17 protein-coding genes are annotated in these 18,860 nt (G+C 76.3%); 11 read left to right on the forward strand and 6 right to left on the reverse strand.

Going from position 1 to position 18,860, the window contains the following annotated elements; all coding sequences use genetic code 11:
- Positions 1 to 13 precede the first annotated feature (13 nt).
- The 4 genes from F1C15_RS02730 (at position 14) to F1C15_RS02745 (ending at position 3,301) form a co-directional block, all read left to right on the forward strand.
- Positions 14 to 1,237 carry a glycosyltransferase gene (locus tag F1C15_RS02730; protein WP_255465443.1) on the forward strand — a complete coding sequence of 408 codons (1,224 nt, stop codon included), beginning with the start codon at positions 14 to 16 and terminating at the stop codon, positions 1,235 to 1,237.
- Between the two features lie 116 nt (positions 1,238 to 1,353).
- Positions 1,354 to 1,833, forward strand: a complete 480-nt coding sequence (locus tag F1C15_RS02735; RefSeq protein ID WP_056055189.1) for a heme-degrading domain-containing protein — start codon at positions 1,354 to 1,356, stop codon at positions 1,831 to 1,833.
- 52 nt (positions 1,834 to 1,885) lie between these two features.
- Positions 1,886 to 2,392, forward strand: coding sequence for a hypothetical protein (locus F1C15_RS02740; RefSeq protein ID WP_185232815.1), 507 nt, complete (start codon positions 1,886 to 1,888; stop codon positions 2,390 to 2,392).
- Positions 2,393 to 2,701: 309 nt separating this feature from the next.
- On the forward strand, positions 2,702 to 3,301 hold the full coding sequence (locus F1C15_RS02745; protein WP_056055195.1) for a hypothetical protein: 600 nt from the start codon (positions 2,702 to 2,704) through the stop codon (positions 3,299 to 3,301).
- A 48-nt stretch (positions 3,302 to 3,349) separates the two neighbouring features.
- Here the strand turns inward: F1C15_RS02745 and F1C15_RS02750 are convergent, their stop codons facing one another.
- Positions 3,350 to 3,859: a DUF427 domain-containing protein gene (locus F1C15_RS02750; protein WP_056055197.1), complete on the reverse strand. Its 510-nt coding sequence runs from the start codon at positions 3,857 to 3,859 to the stop codon at positions 3,350 to 3,352.
- A 114-nt stretch (positions 3,860 to 3,973) separates the two neighbouring features.
- Between F1C15_RS02750 and F1C15_RS02755 the strand changes: the two genes are divergently transcribed.
- Positions 3,974 to 5,017: an NAD(P)-dependent alcohol dehydrogenase gene (locus tag F1C15_RS02755; protein ID WP_056055201.1), complete on the forward strand. Its 1,044-nt coding sequence runs from the start codon at positions 3,974 to 3,976 to the stop codon at positions 5,015 to 5,017.
- Positions 5,018 to 5,075: 58 nt separating this feature from the next.
- Here the strand turns inward: F1C15_RS02755 and F1C15_RS16080 are convergent, their stop codons facing one another.
- Entirely contained in the window at positions 5,076 to 5,525 is a 450-nt protein-coding gene (locus F1C15_RS16080) for an alpha/beta hydrolase (RefSeq protein ID WP_255465557.1), read from the reverse strand.
- A 266-nt stretch (positions 5,526 to 5,791) separates the two neighbouring features.
- A complete protein-coding gene (locus tag F1C15_RS02765) occupies positions 5,792 to 6,418 on the reverse strand; it encodes a helix-turn-helix domain-containing protein (protein WP_185232817.1) in 627 nt (208 codons plus the stop codon).
- 80 nt (positions 6,419 to 6,498) lie between these two features.
- On the opposite strand from F1C15_RS02765, the gene F1C15_RS16280 reads away from it, so the two are divergent.
- On the forward strand, positions 6,499 to 8,277 hold the full coding sequence (locus F1C15_RS16280) for an FAD-dependent oxidoreductase (protein WP_185232819.1): 1,779 nt from the start codon (positions 6,499 to 6,501) through the stop codon (positions 8,275 to 8,277).
- A 138-nt stretch (positions 8,278 to 8,415) separates the two neighbouring features.
- Here the strand turns inward: F1C15_RS16280 and F1C15_RS02775 are convergent, their stop codons facing one another.
- Complete coding sequence (locus tag F1C15_RS02775; RefSeq protein WP_370543614.1) at positions 8,416 to 11,550, reverse strand: glycoside hydrolase family 2 TIM barrel-domain containing protein; 3,135 nt, start codon at positions 11,548 to 11,550, stop codon at positions 8,416 to 8,418.
- A gap of 195 nt (positions 11,551 to 11,745) precedes the next feature.
- On the opposite strand from F1C15_RS02775, the gene F1C15_RS02780 reads away from it, so the two are divergent.
- Positions 11,746 to 12,402, forward strand: a complete 657-nt coding sequence (locus F1C15_RS02780) for a TetR/AcrR family transcriptional regulator (protein WP_185232821.1) — start codon at positions 11,746 to 11,748, stop codon at positions 12,400 to 12,402.
- A gap of 58 nt (positions 12,403 to 12,460) precedes the next feature.
- A complete protein-coding gene (locus tag F1C15_RS02785) occupies positions 12,461 to 14,596 on the forward strand; it encodes an ATP-dependent DNA helicase RecQ (RefSeq protein WP_185232823.1) in 2,136 nt (711 codons plus the stop codon).
- 87 nt (positions 14,597 to 14,683) lie between these two features.
- Here the strand turns inward: F1C15_RS02785 and F1C15_RS02790 are convergent, their stop codons facing one another.
- Both F1C15_RS02790 and F1C15_RS02795 read right to left on the reverse strand, forming a co-directional pair.
- On the reverse strand, positions 14,684 to 16,303 hold the full coding sequence (locus F1C15_RS02790; RefSeq protein WP_185232825.1) for a molybdopterin-dependent oxidoreductase: 1,620 nt from the start codon (positions 16,301 to 16,303) through the stop codon (positions 14,684 to 14,686).
- Positions 16,304 to 16,379: 76 nt separating this feature from the next.
- Positions 16,380 to 16,661: a hypothetical protein gene (locus tag F1C15_RS02795; RefSeq protein WP_185232827.1), complete on the reverse strand. Its 282-nt coding sequence runs from the start codon at positions 16,659 to 16,661 to the stop codon at positions 16,380 to 16,382.
- A gap of 62 nt (positions 16,662 to 16,723) precedes the next feature.
- On the opposite strand from F1C15_RS02795, the gene F1C15_RS02800 reads away from it, so the two are divergent.
- The 3 genes from F1C15_RS02800 (at position 16,724) to F1C15_RS02810 (ending at position 18,810) form a co-directional block, all read left to right on the forward strand.
- On the forward strand, positions 16,724 to 17,854 hold the full coding sequence (locus F1C15_RS02800) for an NAD(P)-dependent alcohol dehydrogenase (RefSeq protein WP_185232829.1): 1,131 nt from the start codon (positions 16,724 to 16,726) through the stop codon (positions 17,852 to 17,854).
- Between the two features lie 2 nt (positions 17,855 to 17,856).
- Positions 17,857 to 18,351: a MerR family transcriptional regulator gene (locus F1C15_RS02805; RefSeq protein WP_185232831.1), complete on the forward strand. Its 495-nt coding sequence runs from the start codon at positions 17,857 to 17,859 to the stop codon at positions 18,349 to 18,351.
- A 102-nt stretch (positions 18,352 to 18,453) separates the two neighbouring features.
- A complete protein-coding gene (locus F1C15_RS02810; protein ID WP_056055223.1) occupies positions 18,454 to 18,810 on the forward strand; it encodes a hypothetical protein in 357 nt (118 codons plus the stop codon).
- The last annotated feature ends 50 nt before the right edge of the window (positions 18,811 to 18,860 follow it).

Below are 18,860 nucleotides of genomic sequence, written 5' to 3' on the forward strand. Positions count from 1 at the left end.
GTACGCTCGGGCGGTGACCTCCCCCCTCCGCATCGCGCTCGTCTCGCTGCACACCTCCCCCGGTGCCGAGCCCGGCTCGGGCGACGTGGGCGGCATGAACGTCGTCGTCCGCAACCAGGCCGAGGCCCTCGGCGCAGCCGGGCACCGGGTCGAGATCCTCACCCGGCGCTCGTCGCCCGACGGGCCCGACACCGTCGAGCTCTCGCCCGGGGTCACGCTGCGCGTCCTGACCGCCGGCCCGACCGAGCCCGTCACGAAGGGCCGCCACGAGGAGTTCGTCGACGAGTTCCGCGAGCGCCTGGCCGAGCAGGGCCCCTGGGACGTCATCCACTCGCACCACTGGTTCAGCGGCGTCGCTGCGCTGCCGGTCGCGCGCGAGCGCGGTGTTCCGCACGTGCAGAGCTTCCACTCGATCGCCGCGGGCGACGAGACGCCCCTCTCCGACGGCGAGCGCGCCGAGTCGCCCGGCCGCCTCGCCGGCGAGGCCCTTCTCGCGCGCGAGAGCGACGCGGTCGTCGCGATCAGCCGCGCGGAGGCCGAGACGGTCGCCACGCGGCTCGGCGGCGACCCGGCCCGGCTGTGGGTCGTGCTGCCCGGCGTCGACGCCGAGCTCTTCCGGCCGGCGACGCCGGGCGAGCCCCGCTCCGACCGGCCCTACGTCGTGGTCGCCGGTCGGCTCGAGCCGCTCAAGGCGCCCGACCTCGCCGTGGCCGCGGTCGCGGCGGTCCCGGCCGACCTGCGCCCCGAGCTCGTGATCGCCGGCGGCGCCAGCACCGAGCACGCCGGCTACGAGCACGAGCTGGAGGACCTCGCCGCCCGCCTCGACCTCGACGTGCGCTTCCTGGGGCCGAGGACGCGGGCGGGCCTCGCCGCCCTGCTCCGCGACTCCCGCCTGGTGCTCGTGCCCTCGCACTCCGAGACGTACGGGCTGATCGCCCTCGAGGCCGCCGCGAGCGGCGTCCCGGTCGTCGCCGCCGCGTCGGGGGGCCTTCGCGAGTCGGTCGTCGACGGCGTCACCGGGGTCGTGCTCGACAGCCGCGACCCGGCCCGCTGGGGCGAGACGCTGACCCGCCTGCTCGGCGACGGCGCGACCTGGCAGCGCCTCGCGACCGCCGCCCGGGAGCGCGCCCTCCAGCACCCGTGGTCGCTCTCCGCCGCCGAGCTGGCCGACGTGTACTGCCGCCTCACCGGCAGCGACGACTGCACCGAGCTCGTGGCCGCGGGCGGGCGGCGCTGACCTCGCCGCACCGCGCCGACGCCCACCAGGACGGCGCTCAGGCCGCCCTCCGGCCCGCGGCCCTAGGCTCGGGGCGGGCGACGACGCCCGCACCGCCCGACTCCCCGGAGGCACCCATGACCGACGACACGCTGCTGCGCACCCTCGAGGAGCAGGAGGAGCGCCTGACGTTCCGCCGCTTCACGACCGAGACCGCCCTCGACCTCGGCGCCCACGTGCTCGCCGAGGCCCGCCGCCGTCAGCTGCCCGTGGCGATCGCGGTGATGAAGGGCCGGCAGCGCGTCTTCCACGCCGCCCTGCCCGGCACCTCGCGCGACAACGACGAGTGGCTCGACCGCAAGGCCCGCGTCGTCGAGCGCTGGGGCCAGAGCTCGTACCGCGTCGGCGAGACCTTCCGCGTCGCCGGCTCGACCTTCGACGAGAAGTCGCGGCTCGACCCGGGCGTCTACGCCGCCCACGGCGGGGTGTTCCCCGTCATCGTGCGCGGCGTCGGCCCGGTCGGCTCGGTCGGGGTCTCGGGCCTGCCCCAGGCCGACGACCACGCCCTCGTCGTCGAGCTCGTCGAGGACTTCCTCGCCCACGGCTACGACAGCTGACCCGACCGACGACGGCACGACCGACGGCACGACACCGACCGAGGGAGGCGCGGTGAGCGACGACGAGGCCACGCGCGCGGCCGCGGCCCTGGCCGGGCTGCTCGGCCGCACGGTCGCCGAGCTGGCGGCCCGCGACGCCCGCCAGGAGTCGCTCGCGACCGTGAAGGCGTCACGACGCCTGCTGCTCGTGCACACGTCGGCGTCGCTGCTGCCGGCGGGCCGGGCCTGGCGCCTCGGGGTGCTGCTGCTCGGCCCCGAGGGGCAGGTCTGGGCGACCGGCACCATCACCCGCGCCACCGAGCCCAAGCGCGAGCAGCACCTGTCGGCCTCGGTCGAGGAGCGGCGTGACGCCCGACGGGCTGCGTCGCGGAAGTTCGCCGAGGGCGAGGTGGTCAACTACGGCCACGTGCCGGTGCGGACCGACGCCGAGGCCCTGCGCTCGGGTACGGCCGAGCCCCTCGTGCTGGTCGGCGACGCCGTGCACGTGCGCTGGGGCCGCGGCCCGGGCGAACTGCGCGAGCTCGGCGAGTACCTCGCCGACCGCGCCGACCTCCTCTGAGCCGCGGTCGCCCGCGCCCGCCCTGCCCCGCGCCTCCCCCGTCCCTGCCCCGCGCCTCCCCGATCCCTGCCCCGCGCCCGCCCTGCTCCGCGCCTCCGCCGCCCTGCCGCTCGGGCACCACGTCTTCGCAGGCGAACCACGCCGCGGCGTGGTTCCGGTGCGAGGACGTGGTTCGGCACGAGACGGAGCGACGGGCCAGCCCGCGCCGCTCAGCCCGTGGGCTGACCCGCGCCCGGCGCTGGCACGGTCTGCCAGCTGTCTCGCCTAGCATCGGGAGCGACCCTGGCCCGACCCCCTGGAGGACGCACCGTGCGCCGTCTGCTCATCGCCGCCTCCGTCGTGTTCTGCCTCGGGGCCGTCGGGCTCGTCGTCGCGGTCGCGATGGTCGTGTCGTCGCTGAGCGCTCCCCGTGACGAGCCGACCGCCGCCGCGGTCACGAGCCAGCCGACCTGCCCCGACGTGCCGCCCGTGCAGATCGGCACGATCTCGGTGCCCGCCGGCCCCGTCGCCGGCTACTGCCAGGACCGCCTCGTCAACGCCGCCTGGATCATGGAGGCCGCAAAGGCGCAGGGCATCGGCACCCACACGCAGGCCATCGGCGTGATGACCGCGATGGGCGAGTCGAGCCTCCGCAACATCGACCACGGCGACGACGTCGGCCCCGACAGCCGAGGGCTCTTCCAGCAGCGCGACAACGGGCTCTGGGGCACCTACGAGCAGCGGATGGACCCGTACACGGCCGCCACGATGTTCTTCACGAAGCTCGTGCGCATCCCCGGCTGGAAGGAGCTCTCGCCCACCGAGGCCGCCCACGCCGTGCAGGTCAACGCCGACCCCGACCACTACACGCGGTGGTTCGCCGACGCCGAGGTGGTCGTCGCCGAGCTGACGGCGCGCACGACGCCGTAGCCGCCGGACGCGGCGACCCGCACGACGTCGCCGGGGCCGCGGGCTCCGCTACCAGCCCATCGTGCCGGGCGCGCCCTTGAACGGGCCGACGACAGACGCCGTGATCCAGCCGCCGTAGAAGTCGCCCTCCTGGGCCTGGACGACCTCGCCGTCGATCTCGCACGAGTCCATCCGCCCCGGGTAGAGCGCGACGTGGTCGACGAGCACCTCGTAGCCCGCCCACGGGCTCGGGTACGTCCAGCCCGCCGAGGAGGCGCGGGCCCCGCCGCCGACCACGTCGACGTACTTCGCGCGGCCCTTGTACTCGCACATGCTCGTGCCGGAGGCCGGCTGCAGGGCCCCCTCCGTGAAGGCCGTGCGCGGCAGGTACCAGACCGGCGGGTGGCTCGTCTCGAGCACCCGGTACGCCGCGGTCGTGTCGGCGACGACCTGGCCGCCGAGGCGGACGACCACCCGCTCGGAGCGGGCCTCGACCCGCGGGGGCCGGGGGTAGTCCCAGACGGACTCCTGGCCCGGGCCGGGCTCCTGACGGCGGACGGGCTCGCGCTTCGCTCTCATGCCGCCATCATGCTCGCGGCGGCTCGGAGGCCGCTGCCCGGGCACCTGAGCTTGGGCTGCAGGTGTCGCACATCGGGCGGACCACCTGGTTCGGTCAGGTCTACCGTGCACCCCATGAAGGCACTCCAGTACACCCAGGTCGGACAGCACCCCGTCGTCGTCGAGGTCGAGAAGCCCTCGCCGGGGCCGGGGCAGGTGCTGCTCCGCGTCACCGCCGCCGGCGTCTGCCACAGCGACGAGTACGTCATGAGCCTCTCCGAGGAGGACTACACGGCGCAGGGCTACCCCCTGCCGCTCACGCTCGGGCACGAGGGCGTCGGCGTCGTCGAGGAGCTCGGCGAGGGAGTCGAGCACGTCTCGGTCGGCGACGCGGTCGCCGTCTACGGGCCGTGGGGCTGCGGGCGCTGCCACCAGTGCGCGCAGGGCAAGGAGAACTACTGCGTCAACGCCGCCGCCGAGGGCATCAAGCCCCCCGGGCTCGGCGCCCCCGGCTCGATGGCCGAGTACATGATCGTCGACGACCCGCGCCACCTCGTGCCGCTCGGCGACCTCGACCCGGTCGAGAACGTCTCCCTCACCGACGCCGGCCTGACCCCGTACCACGCGATCAAGGCGTCGCTGCCGAAGCTCGGGGCCGGCACCTTCGCCGTCGTCATCGGCACGGGCGGCCTCGGGCACGTCGGCATCCAGATCCTCAAGGCGCTCTCGGGCGCGCAGGTCATCGCCCTCGACGTCAACGACGAGAAGCTCGAGCTGGCGACGCACGTCGGCGCCGACCACGTCGTGATCAGCGACGAGCACGCCGCGGAGGCCGTCCGCGCCCTCACCGGCGGCGTCGGCGCGAACGCGGTGTTCGACTTCGTCGGCGCGCGCCCCACGATGGCCACGGCGGTCGCGGTGGCGGCGACGGAGGCGGACGTCACGATCGTCGGCATCGGCGGCGGCACGGTCGAGCTCGGCTTCGGCTCGATCGCGTACGACGCGGCCGTGCGGGTGCCCTACTGGGGCAGCCGCAGCGAGCTGATCGAGGTGCTCGACCTCGCGCGCGCCGGTCGGGTGAGCGTCGAGACGCAGCGCTACTCGCTCGACGACGCCCCGTCGGCCTACGAGGCGCTCGCGGCCGGCACGGTGCGCGGCCGGGCCGTCATCGTCCCGTAGGGGCGGGCAGGTCGGGGTCGGGCTGGCTGGGCGGGCCGAGCTCGACGGGCCGGTGCGGTCAGCCGGCCCGGCTCGGCCCCCCGAGCTGGTCGTCGAGCCACTCGGCGCAGTCGCGGGTCCACGCCGCGGCGGGCCCGGCTCCCTCGGCGAGCCCGAGGCCGTGCCGGCCCGAGGCGTAGACGTGCAGGGCGTGCGGCACGCCGGCCTCGGCGAGGGCCGCGCCCATCAGGTAGGCGTGCTCGACGGGCACCGTCTCGTCGTCGGCGGTGTGCCAGACGAAGGTCGGCGGGGAGTCGCGGGTCACCAGGGCGTCGAGCGACGTCGCGGCCCGGAGGTGGTCGGGGGCGTCGGGGCCGATCAGCGCCGCGCGCGAGCCGCCGTGGGTGGGCGTGCGCATGGAGACGACCGGGTAGGCGAGCACGACCAGGTCCACCCGCGCCTCCCCCGTGGCTCCGGGGGCGAGGGCGGCGAGGCCCGCGGCGTGGCCGCCGGCGGAGAAGCCGAGCAGGCCGACGCGCTCGTGGCCCGCCCCCCCGGGCGGCCCGGACGGCCCCGCGCACGTGCTCGAGGGGGCCGGGGTGCCGCGTGTCGAGCGGGTACCGGACGACCTCCGCGCTGTGCCCGAGAGACCGCAGCCACTCGGCCACCGGCTCGCCCTCGTGGTCGGCGAGGTGCTGGTAGCCCCCGCCGGGCAGGACGAGGACGTGCAGCGGGCGGGCGGTCGGCTCGGGGCTCCGGGCGTCGGCCGGGCGGTGGTCGGTCACGGGCAGGACGCTACTCGAAGCGGCCGGGCGGCGCCGCCCGGACGTGCATGCGCTCGCCCTGGCGGCCGAAGAGGCTGAGGAACTCGACGTCGCCGGGCCCCACCCGGCCGAACCAGTGCGGCGTGCGGGTGTCGAACTCGGCCGCCTCGCCCGCGGGCAGCACGAGGTCGTGCTCGCCGAGCACCACGCGGAGCCGGCCCTTCAGCACGTAGAGCCAGTCCCAGCCGTCGTGCGTGCGCAGCTCGGGGGTGCCCTCCGGCACCGACGCCGGGATGACGTGCTTGAACGCCTGCAGGCCGCTCCCCCCGCGCGACAGCGGCAGGATCGACCCGCCGCGCCAGGCGACGGCCTTGAGGTGCACCCGCGGGTCGCCCGTCTCCGGCGCGCCGACGAGCTCGTCGAGCGGCACCCCGTGCACCCGGGCGAGCGGCAGCAGCAGCTCGAGCGCGGGGCGGCGCTGCCCCGACTCGAGGCGCGACAGGGTGCTGACCGAGATGCCCGTCTCGGCGGAGAGCTGGTCGAGGGTCGCGTTCCGGGCGGTGCGCAGGGCGCGGAGACGCGGTCCGACCCCGGCGAGGACGGCGTCGGTGTCGTCGGCCGGGGCGGGGGCGGTCGGGCCGTGTCGGTGCGGGTCCATGCCCGCATCTTGCCACTTCGGCAAGAGAGCTTGTCACCGGCGGAGGCGCGGGGCGACCATCGAGGCAGGAGGTCACCACCATGACGAACGACCACAGCACCCCCGCCCCGAGCGGCTCCCCCGACCCTGCCCGTGACGCCGGTGACGCCCCCGACGTCGTCCGCGACGTGCTCGTCGTCGGCGGCGGCGCCGCCGGGCTCAGCGCGGGCCTCACGCTCGCCCGCGCCCGCCGCGACGTCGTCGTCGTCGACGCGGGCGAGCCCCGGAACGCCCCCGCCGCGGGCGTGCACGGCTTCCTCACCCGCGACGGGATCGCCCCCGCCGAGCTGACGCGCCTCGGCCGCGCCGAGGTCGAGTCCCACGGCGGCGAGGTCCGTGCCGGGACGGTCACGGCCCTCGACCGCGTCGAGCCGGCCCCGGGAGTCGCGGCCCGCTTCCGGGCGTCCGTCACGCACGCGGGCGGCCGGGTCGAGACCGTCCTCGCCCGGCGCGTGGTCGTCACGACCGGCGTCACCGACCAGCTGCCGCCCGTGGCCGGCCTGGCCGAGCGGTGGGCCCGGGACGCCGTGCACTGCCCGTACTGCCACGGCTGGGAGGTGCGCGACCGGCTGATCGGCGTGCTCGGCGGCGGGCCGCTGTCCGTGCACCAGGCCCTGCTCTTCCGGCAGTGGAGCGATCGCGTGGTGTTGTTCCTCAACGACGCGGTGGAGCCCACGGAGGAGGAGTGGGAGCAGCTCGCCGCGCGGGGCATCGGTGTCGTGACGGGAGCCGTCACCCGGGTGCTCGTCACCGACGACCGGATGAGCGGGGTCGAGCTCGCGTCGGGGCGCACCCGCCCGGTGGAGGCACTGGCGCTCGGGGCTGCCCTGCGCGTGAACTCGGACCTGCTGACCGGGCTGGGCGTCGAGCAGGAGCCCCACCCGCTGGGCGTCGGGCTCGTCGTGCCGTCCGACCCGGCCACCGGCGCCACGAGCGTCCCGGGCCTCTGGCTGGCGGGCAACGTCGCCGACCCGATGATGCAGGTGGTCGCGGCGGCGGCGTCCGGCGTGAGGGCGGCCGCCCTCGCGAACGCCGACCTCGTGGCGGAGGACACCGCCCTCGCCGTCGCGGCCCGGCGGGCTCCGTTCAGCGCGGCCGCCGAGTCGGCGGGCACCGCCCGGCTGCTCGGCGAGCGGCGGCACGGGGTCGCGTCCCGGTCCGGCGACGCCGACGGGCCCGCACCGGGCCGCCCCGAGCAGGAGGTCTTCGACCGCGCGTACTGGGAGGAGCGCTACGGCTCGGAGGGCTTCACCTGGAGCGGCGAGCCCAACGCCCAGCTCGTCGCCGAGACGGTCGACCTGACGCCCGGGCGGGCGCTCGACGTCGGCAGCGGCGAGGGCGGCGACGCGATCTGGCTGGCGCGGCGGGGCTGGACGGTGACCGGCACCGACATCGCGGAGGCGGCGCTCGCCAAGGCCGCCCGTCGCGCCGAGGCCACCGACCCGGCCGCCGCCGCCCGGATCACCTGGGAGCAGCACGACGTCACGGCCTGGGCACCCGAGCCGGGCGCCTTCGACCTCGTCTCGGCCCAGTTCATGCACCTCGCCGACCCGGAGCGGGCCGTGCTCTTCCGGGGGCTCGCGGCGGCGGTGGCTCCCGGCGGGACGCTGCTCGTCGTCGGGCACGACCTCACGGACGACCCGGAGCGCATGGCGCACCGGCGTGACCTCATGTTCACGGTCGACGACGTCCTCGCCGCGATCGAGGGCGAGGGGCTCGAGGTCGAGGTGGCCGGGGCGCGCGAGCGAGCCGCCACCTCGGCGCACCATGGAGGCGGCCCGATGCGTGACGTGGTCGTCCGCGCACACCGCGCCTCCTGAGCCCGGCCGCCGAGTGGTCGCGATCTGCTGCTCCCGGCGGGGGGACGAGCCGTTCGTGACCACTCGGCGTGCACGGTCCCGACCGACCGACCTCGCGTCGCCTGGGCTGCCGGGCTGCCGGGCTGCCGGGCTGCCGGGCTAGCCCAGCGCGCTGAGGCGGAGGCGCAGCGCGTGCGCGCCGGGGCGCAGCACGTGGGGCGCCGACACGTCGGGCCCGCAGGCCCGGGAGCCGAGCCCGTGCTGCGCGGCGTCGAGCCACAGGTGCGTGGCCGTCGGCGCCGGCAGCTCGTGCGGGTGCGCGGCCGCGTCGACCTGCTGCGCGGTGTGGCGGCGCAGCGTGAAGCCGGGGCGACGACCCGCCGTGTCGGGCAGGGCCTCGACGCGCAGCCACGCGCCTCCCTCGGCGGTGGCGAGGTCGAGCTGTCGGAGGTCGCTGCGGTGGCCGCTCTCCTGCGGGCGGGCGTAGTCGACGACGAGGTCGTCGACCCCCGACTCGAAGCGGCCGACGACGGCTGCGTGCCGCGAGTCGGGGTACGACTCGGCCGGTCCGGTGCCGAACCACGACGCCCGCTCGACGTCGACGGGCAGGTCGAGCCGCACGCCGACGCGGGGCCAGGTGACGTCCCAGCCCGCGGTCGGCACGAGGTCGAGGGCGAGCCAGACGTCGTCGCCGTCGAGCGTCCAGCGCTCGTCGACGGTGACGGCCTGACCGGCGTCGGCCGCCGCCCAGCGCGTGCGGACCTGCACCGAGGTCGGCGTCGTCGAGACGGCGAGCACGCGGCCCGTGAGGCGGTCGAGGCCGGCGCGGCGCCAGACCGTCTCGGCGCTCGGCTCGAGGCTCTCGAGGTAGCGGTCGCTGCGGTGCCGGTCGCGCATGACGTCGGCGTCGCGGTCACGAGGTGCCCACCAGTGGCCGCGGTCGTTGTCGGTGGGGGCGCGCCACAGCTCGAGGCGGGGCCCGTCGACCGGCCGGCCTGCCAGGGCCACCAGACGGCCGTCGACGAAGCTCGCGGGGCCGAGGTCGAGCCGACCGGAGGCGATGCCCGCCGCGGTGTCGAGGGCCGTCGCCACCGTGGGCCGCGGCGCGGCCGAGGCGACCGGGGCGGAGCCCGGCAGCGTGAGGTCGAGCTGCGCGGTCGAGACGACGTGGCCGGCCGGGGACCAGGCCGCGTCGGCGACGGTGACGACCTCGATCGTCAGCCAGGTCTCGCCGAGGGCCGCGACCGGCACCTCCGGCAGGGCGAGGCGCACGACCTCGCCCGCGGCGAGGGCCCCGCTGCCGAGGCCGACGACGTCGAGCACGCCCGAGGCCGCCTCCACGCCGTCGTGGGCGACCGACCAGCGGAAGGACACGTCGGAGGCGTCGGCCGAGTGCCGCCGGTTCGACACGACCACGACGGCCCCGCCGCCCTCGACGGCCTCGAACCGCACCCGCAGGGGCGCGACGACCTGGGCCCACTCGGCGAGCCCGGGCGAGGCCGTGTCGTCGCTGAGCACCATGCCGTCCATCACGAAGTTGCCGTCGTGCACCACCTCGCCGAAGTCGCCGCCGTAGCCGAAGAACTCGGTGCCGTCGGCCGCCCGCGTGCGGATGCCGTGGTCGCGCCACTCCCAGACGAAGCCGCCGTGCAGGCGGGGGAACTCGTCGACGAGGTCCTCGTATTCGTCGATCGCGCCGGGGCCGTTGCCCATCGCGTGGACGTACTCGCAGAGGAGGAACGGCTTCGAGCGCTGGCGGGCCGCCTCCGCCGCAGTGGTGCCGAGCAGGGGCACGCTCTCGTCGCCGGCGCCGATCGCGCGCGTCTCGTCGACGAACGAGTACATGCGCGAGTAGACGTCGGTGTAGGCGCCCGTGTAGTCGCCCTCGTAGTGCACCGGGCGGCCGGCGTCGCGGGCGTGGGTCCACGCGGCCATCGCGGCGAGGTTCTGACCCGTGCCCGCCTCGTTGCCGAGCGACCACATCACGATCGACGGGTGGTTCTTGTCGCGCTCGACCGTGCGCACCATCCGGTCGACCAGGGCGTCGTGCCAGGCCGGGTCGTCACTGGGGTTGCCGACCCAGGCGCCGCGCTCGAAGCCGTGCGTCTCGAGGTCGTTCTCGAGCACGACCCAGAAGCCGTACTCGTCGGCCAGGTCGAGGAGGCGCGGGTGCGGCGGGTAGTGCGACGTGCGGATCGCGTTCACGTTGTGCCGCTTCATCTGCTCGAGGTCGCGGCGCGACCACTCCTCGTCGAACACGCGGCCGCGGTCGGGGTGCGTCTCGTGCCGGTTCACGCCGTGGAACACGACGCGGCGGCCGTTGACGGTGAAGAGGTCGCCGTCGACGCGGACGGTGCGGAAGCCGAGGCGGAGCGAGATCGTCTCCGCTCCCCCGGCGCTCGTCACGGTCGCGTCGTACAGGCGGGGCGTCTCGGCGCTCCACGGCGCGACGCCGTCGGCGATCTCGACCGGGGCGACGTCGGCGGGCGACGACCAGGTCACCTCGACGCCCAGCTCGGGCACCGCGAGCACCACCGGCCAGGCCGCGGGGCCGGCCGTGACCTCGGCGACGATCGACGCGCCTCCCTCGGGCTCGCCCGCGGCGCCGTGCCACGGCGTCTGCAGCCAGACGTCGTCGAGGCCGCCGACCGGCCGCGCCTGCAGCGTGACGCTGCGGAAGATGCCGGGCAGCCACCACTGGTCCTGGTCCTCGACGTAGCTCGACGCCGACCACTGGTGCACGCGCACCGCGACGACGTTCTCGCCGGGGCGGACGACGTCGGTGACGTCGAACTCCTGCGCGAGGCGGCTGCCGACGCCCATGCCGACCTCGACGCCGTTGACCCAGGCCACGTAGCGGGACTCGACGCCCTCGAAGCGGAGCAGCACGCGCTCGGCGCCGGCGAAGCTCGCGGGCAGCGTGAAGCGGCGGCGGTGGTCGCCCGTCGGGTTGGCGTCGGGCACGGCGGGCGGCTCGGTCGGGAAGGGGAACTGCACGTTGGTGTAGATCGGCAGGCCGCGCTCGCCGTCGCCGGTCAGCACCCAGTGCGACGGCACCGCGATGGTCTCCCAGCTGGAATCGTCGTGGTCGACCGCGGCGAAGTCCGTCGGGCCCTCGCCCTCGGGCAGGACGCCCCGGCCGCCGGGCGTGCCGGGCGCGCCGGCCAGCAGGCGGAAGGCCCACTCGCCGTCGAGCGAGAGGGTCGGCGCGTCGGTGTGCAGCGCGGAGCGGGCGGGGCTGCGGAGGCCCATGCCGGGGCCCGTGTCGGTGAGGTACGAGGCGGTGTTCGTCACGGGACGAGTCCTTCCGGGGCCGCCGCGGGAGGGCGTCGACCGTGCTGAGGGGGCGGGCGGGGCGGCCGTCGACGACGACCGGGGCGCAGGCGCGGGCCCCCGGCGACGTGGGCGGGACGCGACGACGCTAACACAGTGTCGAGTGGTCGCTCGAAATTCGCGGGGCACGTCGCCGGGCGTCGTAGGCTGCCCCCCATGACCGCCTCGCCCGCCGACCCCGCCGCCGCGCCGGGCAGCGCCGACGCCCCGCGGGCTCGCCGGGGCCCGTACGCCAAGTCGGCGGAGCGCCGGGCCGCGATCGTCGCGGCCGCGTTCGAGGTCTTCGCGGCCCACGGCTACGCGGGGGGCTCGCTGCAGAAGGTCGCCGACGTCGTCGGCATGAGCCAGACGAGCCTGCTGCACTACTTCCCCACCAAGAGCCACCTGCTGCTCGCCGTCCTCGCGCGCCGCGACGAGGTCTCGGCGGGGCCGATGCCGGCGACGCCCGCCGAGGGCTCGATGGTCGAGGCCGTCGTGCGGCAGGCCCGCGCGAACGAGTCCGTGCCCGGGGTCGTCGAGCTCTACGCGGTGCTCTCGGGCGAGGCCGTCACGGCGGGCAACCCGGGCCGCGACTACGTCTCCGCCCGCCTCGCTGGGCTCCGTCGCGAGTTCGGCGACGCCTTCCGCGGGCTCGAGGCGGCCGGGCTCCTGCGGCCCGGCGTCGACCCCGACCGGGCCGCGACCGCCCTCGTCGCCCTCTGGGACGGCCTGCAGCTGCAGTGGCTGCTCGCGCCCGACGAGGTCGACGTTCCGGGGCAGCTGCGCGACCACCTCGAGCTCGTCGTCGTGCCGGAGGCGCCCGCCGCCCCCTGAGGCCGGCGTCGGCCGGGCCGGGGCCGGCAGGGTCGGTGGTGCGTGGCACCATGGCCCGATGACCGACACCGCCGCCCCCGCCGTGACCGACGTCGACGCCGAGGCCCTCGAGCTGCTGCGACGCCTGACCGGGCGTGACGACGCCGTCTTCCACGACGGCCAGCTCGAGGCGATCCGCGCCCTCGTCGCCGACCGCCGACGCGCGCTCGTCGTGCAGCGCACCGGCTGGGGCAAGTCCGCGGTCTACTTCATCGCCACCCTGCTGCTGCGCCGTCGCGGCACGGGGCCCGCCCTGCTCGTCTCGCCGCTGCTCGCGCTGATGCGCGACCAGGTGGCCGCGGCCGCCCGGGCCGGCGTGCGGGCGGTGGCCCTCAACTCGGCGAACGCCCACGAGTGGGCCGACGTGCAGCAGGCGCTGCTCGCCGACGAGGTCGACGTGCTGCTCGTGTCGCCGGAGCGCCTCAACAACCCGAGGTTCCGCGACGAGCAGCTGCCGCTGCTGGTCGACCGGCTCGGCATGCTCGTCGTCGACGAGGCGCACTGCATCAGCGACTGGGGGCACGACTTCCGCCCCGACTACCGGCGCCTCGCCGAGCTCATCCGCACGCTGCCGGCCGGCGTGCCCGTCCTCGCCACGACGGCCACCGCGAACGAGCGCGTCGTGGCCGACGTCGAGGAGCAGCTGACCGAGGGGCCGGAGACCTCGGTCCTGACGATCCGTGGCTCGCTGGCCCGCGCCTCCCTGCGGCTGGGGGTGCTCGACCTGCCCACCTCGCGCGACCGGCTCGGCTGGCTGCTCGCCCACCTGGGCGACCTCGCGGGCAGCGGCATCATCTACACGCTGACCATCTCGGCGGCCGACGACACCGCCCGGCTGCTGCGCGAGGCCGGCCACGACGTCCGCTCGTACACCGGCCGCACCGACCCGGAAGAGCGCGAGCAGCTCGAGCATCGCCTCAAGACCAACGACCTCAAGGCGCTCGTCGCGACGAGCGCGCTCGGCATGGGCTTCGACAAGCCCGACCTCGGCTTCGTGGTGCACCTCGGCGCGCCGTCGTCGCCGGTCGCCTACTACCAGCAGATCGGCCGCGCCGGGCGCGCGACCGACAACGCCGACGTGCTGCTGCTGCCCGGGCGCGAGGACCGCGAGATCTGGCAGTACTTCGCGACGGCGTCGATGCCCTCCGAGGCGCGCGCGAGCGCCGTGCTCGCTGAGCTGGGCGAGACGCCGCTCTCGACGCCGGCGCTGGAGGCGCGGGTCGACATCAAGCGCACCCCGCTCGAGCTGCTGCTCAAGGTGCTCGACGTCGACGGCGCCGTGCACCGCGTGCAGGGCGGCTGGGTCTCGACCGGGCGGCCGTGGGTCTACGACCGCGAGCGGTACGACCGGATCGCGACCGCCCGGCTCGCCGAGCAGGAGTCGATGATCCGCTACGAGGAGGGCGCCACCTGCCGCATGCAGATGCTCCAGCTCGACCTCGACGACCCCGCCGCGGTGCCGTGCGGCCGGTGCGACGTCTGTGCGGGCCCCTGGTACCCGAGCGACGTGACGAGCGACGCGGCCGCGTCGGCCGCCAGCTCGCTCGACCGCGTGGGCGTCGAGGTCGAGCCGCGGGCGCAGTGGCCCACCGGCGCCGACCGGGCCGGCGTGCCCGCCAAGGGCAAGATCGCGCCCGACGAGCGCGTCGAGCAGGGGCGGGCCCTCGCGCGCCTCACCGACCTCGGCTGGGGCACGACGCTCCGGGAGGTGTTCGCGCCGTCGACGCCCGACCAGCCCGTCACGCGGGCGCTCGTCGACGGCTGCGTCCGGGTGCTGGCCGACTGGGGCTGGGCCGAGCGGCCCGTCGGCATCGTCGTGATGCCGTCGCAGGGGCACCCGCAGCTCGTGGCCTCGCTGGGCGAGGCCCTCGGCCACGTCGGGCGGCTGCCCGTGCTCGGCCAGCTGACGCCGACCCGCCAGCGCTCGTCCGACGCCCCGCGCGGCGGCGGCAACAGCGTCTACCGCCTCGCCGACGTGTGGGGGTCGGTGGAGGTCGGCCCCGAGCTCGCCGCGGCCCTGGCGGCCACGCCCGGGCCCGTGCTGCTCGTCGACGACCTCGTCGACAGCCGGTGGACGGTCACCGTCGCGGGGCGCGAGCTCCGTCGGGCGGGTGCCTCCGCGGTGCTCCCGTTCGCGCTCGGGGTCGTCGCGTAGCGCGCGGGCCGGGCGGCGGGCCCGACGAGCGCCGGGCCCGACGAGCCCGACGAGCGCCGCGCTGGCCCGGCTCGGTGAGCGGTGGTCTCAGCGCACCGTGACCTGGTGCTCGTCCCAGCCCTCGGCGCCGTTCGGGGCGGGGGCCATGCGGGCCTCCCGCTGCACCTCGCCGTCGGCGCCGGTCGCCCGGACCCTCACGGTGTGCCGCCCGCTCGTCGCCTCCCAGCGGTGCACCCACTGCACCCAGGTGTCCGCCGAGACGGAGTCCGCGAGCTGGGCGTCGACCCACGGCTCCTCGTCGATCTGCACCTCGACGCGCGCGACGCCCGTGTGCGGGTGCCACGCCACGCCCGCGATCGGCACGGTGCCGGCGTCGACCGACGTGCCCGACGCCGGCACGTCGACCCGCGACTCCAGCTTGACCGGGCCGAGGGCGTCCCAGCCGCGGGGCGTCCAGTACCCCTCGGCGTCGGCGAAGCGGGTGACCTCGAGGTCGACGACCCACTTCGTCGCCGAGACGTAGCCGAAGAGGCCCGGCACGACCATGCGCACGGGGAAGCCGTGCTCCTGCGGCAGGGGCTGCCCGTTCATGCCCACGGCGAGCAGGGCGTCGGTGCCCTCGTCGGTGAGCACGTCGAGCGGGGTGCCCGCAGTGAAGCCGTCCTCGCTGGTGGAGAGCACCATGTCGGCGCCCGCCGTCGGCACGGCCCGGGCGAGCAGGGTGCGGATCGGGTGGCCGAGCCAGAGGGCGGTGCCGATCAGGTCGCCGCCGACCTCGTTCGACACGCAGCTGAGGGTGGCGAGGTGCTCCTCGAGGGGCAGGGCGAGCAGCTCGTCGAACGAGACGACGATCTCGTTCTCGACGAGGCCGTGGATGCGCAGGCTCCACTCGGCGGGGTCGATCGAGGGCACGCGGAGAGCCGTGTCGATGCGGTAGAAGTCCTCGTTCGAGGTCACGTAGGGCGTGATGCCGGGCACGTCGAGGGAGGCGCCAGCCGGCACGGGCTCGGCGGTGACGGCCGCCTCCGGGAGGGCGATGCCGTCGCGCAGGGCCGCGACGTCGGCGCGGCCCGCGTTGATCACGCGGGCGCCGGCGCCCACGACGACCGCGACGGCGCTCGTGAGCCCGATCGCGGTGAGGAAGCTGCGGCGCTCGACCGGGGCTCCGCCGAGCGGCGGCGTGGGCTCGGTCGCGGCGGCCCAGCCGGGGGTGGTCGAGAGGCGCCAGCGCCACAGCCGTCGGAGCAGGCCGGGCAGCACCACGACCGCCACCACCGTGCCGATCACAGCCGGGGCCGCGTCGAGGCTGCCGCTGCCGGCCCGGGTGAGCACCGCGGCGACCGCGAGGGCCCCGCCGACGCCGAAGACGACACGGCCGAGCGGCGGGCGGTGCTGCTCGGCGACGCCGGCGAGGCCCGTGACGATGACGAGCACCACGGCCATCAGCACGCCGAGGGCGACCTTGTCGCCGGTGCCGAACAGGCCCACCATCGTGTCCTTGGCGGCGGCCGGCGCGAGGTCGATCACGGCGGAGCCGACGGCGAGCAGCGGGCTGCCCCCGGGCCCGGTGACGACGGCGGCCGCCTCGGCGGCGCCGGCCCAGGCCACGAACGAGACGACGCCGGCGAGGGCGGCCCACCCCGAGGAGGCGCGGGGCGGCATCCCCGCGGAGGCGGGCTCGACGGGGGTCTCCAGGCGCACGGACATGCCCCGAGGCTAGGCCCGGGGACGGGGAGCCAGCTGACGGCGGCGCGAGCCGTCGGCGGTCGCGACGCCCTGGTGCTCAGTCCTCGTCGACGAGGCTCTCGGTCAGCTCGACGATGAAGGCGGCCGACGACTCCGACCCGGCGGCCGGCTCGACGTCATCGGGCGCGTCGACGACGAGCAGCGGGATGCCCGGGCCGAGCAGTAGCTGCGCCATGTGGGCCACGCCCTCGAGGCGGCAGGCGACCGGCACGCGGAAGGTGCGGTCGTCGTCGCTGAACTCCATCGCCGCGGCCAGCAGCACCTCGGCCAGCTCGTCGGTCACGACCAGCTCCTGGCCCGCGTAGTACAGACTCTTCATGCGCCCACTCTAGGGGCGGTGGCCCTTGCGCTGGAGTACACTCCAGCTCCTACGGTCGACCCATGAGGACCACGACCGCCCACGCCCTGCTCGCCCCCGGCGCCCCGCTGCAGGAGGTCGCGCTCGACCGCCGCGACCTCCGCCCCGACGACCTCGCCGTGCGGGTCGACTTCTGCGGCGTCTGCCACAGCGACCTGCACGCCCTCGAGCAGGCCCGGACCGGCCAGCTGCCGCTCGTGCCGGGCCACGAGTTCGTCGGCGAGGTCGTCGCCGTGGGCCCCGCCGTCACCGGGTTCTCCGTCGGCGACCCGGTCGCCGTCGGCAACATCGTCGACTCCTGCGGCACGTGCGAGAACTGCCTCGCCGACGAGCAGTCGCTCTGCGTGGAGTTCCCGACCCTCACCTACGGCGGGCGCGACCGCCACGACGGCAGCCGCACCCAGGGCGCCTGGTCGGGCGAGTACGTCGTCCGCGAGTCGTTCGCCTACCACCTGCCCGCGGGCCTCGACCCGGCGGCCGTCGCCCCGCTGATGTGCGCGGGCGTGACGACCTGGGCCCCGCTCGCCCGGGCGGGCGTGGGGCCCGGCGACCGGGTCGGCGTCGTCGGGCTGGGCGGCCTGGGCCACCTCGCGGTCAAGTTCGCCGTCGCCCGGGGCGCCGAGGTCTCCGTCTTCACGACGTCGCCGCGCAAGCGGTCCGACGCCCTCGCGCTCGGCGCCGTCGAGGTCGTCGTGTCGACCGACCCCGAGGCCATGGCGGCCGCCGCCCGGCGCTTCGACCTCGTCGTCGACACCGCCTCGGGCGACCACGACCCGTCGCCGTACCTCGAGACGCTGCGCCGCGGCGGCACCCTCTGCATGCTCGGCATCCCGCCGCGCTACAGCGTCTCGGCGATGAGCCTGCTGCCCCACCGGTCGTTGACCGCCTCGGGCAGCGCCGGCCGGGCCGACACCCAGGCGATGCTCGACTTCGCGGCCGAGCACGGCGTCGTCGCCGACGTCGAGGTGCTGCCGGCCGCCCGGCTCGCCGAGGCCCTCGACCGCCTCGCCCACAACGACGTCCGCTACCGGTTCGTCCTCGACCTGCGACCGGAGGCGGACCCGCAGGCGGCCGCGGCGGCCTCGCCCGCCTCCGCCGCCGACGCCGGGGGCGCACGGGCCTCGGGCCGCTGGGAGGACGGACGTACCCTGTGACGATGACGCTCGCGACGCCTCCCCCGCTCCGTCCCCTCGACGGCGAGGCGGGTCGCGCCCACGACGCGGCCGACCTCGACGACGTCCTCGAGGAGGCGCGGGTCGCCCCAGTCGGCATCGGTCGCGTCGCCGAGGCGACCGGCCTGAGCGTCGACGCCCTGCGCTGGTACGAACGGGAGGGGCTGCTCCCCCTCGTCGGGCGGGGCGGCGACGGTCGACGCCGGTACGGCCCGGCCGCCGTGCGGTTCGTCCGGCTCGTCCAGGCGCTCCGGCGGACGGGCATGCCCGTGGCGGACGTGCGCGCCTTCGTGCAGGCGGGCCGGGGCGAGCTGGCGACGCACCCCGTGCGGCTGGCCCTGCTCGAGGCCCAGGTGACCGCGATCGAGCAGCAGATGGCGCAGCTCCGGGCCGACCTCGGCGTGCTCACCGCGAAGTGCGACGACTACCGCGGCCTCATCGCGCGCGGGCTCGACTGCGAGGACGAGGTCGGGGACTGAGCGCGGGAGCATGCGCGGGCACGAGCGTGAGCGCGAGCGGAGTCGGCGACCGCCGCGGCCCCGGCAGCGCGCGGCCCCGACGCCGTGCCGTAGCCTCGGCCCATGGCTGACGAACGTGCACCGCAGATCGTGACCGGCGACCCCGACGTGACCCGCGCCTCCCTCGAGCTGAAGCTCCCGGCCGCGCTGCTGCCGGGGCTCGTGCGCCGGGCCGTGCAGTCGACGCCCGGCTTCAGCGTCACCTCGGCCGACGAGGAGGGCGCCGAGCTGCTGCGCCGCAGCGCGACGGCGAGCGACCGCGACGTCGTGCGCCTGGTGTTCACGCCGACCGACCAGGGCATCCGCGTGACCGGCGAGGTGCACTCCCCCGCCGGCACGATCGGCGCGAGCGTCAAGAAGCGCGACGCCGACACGACGGCGCTCTTCCAGGCGATCGCCTCGGCGGCCGGGCCCTTCTAGGCCGGGCTCCGCTTCCACGGAGGCATCGGCGCACGGGGCCGCGATCGGCA

Source organism: Frigoribacterium sp. NBH87 (assembly GCF_014217665.1).
Lineage (GTDB): Bacteria > Actinomycetota > Actinomycetes > Actinomycetales > Microbacteriaceae > Frigoribacterium > Frigoribacterium endophyticum.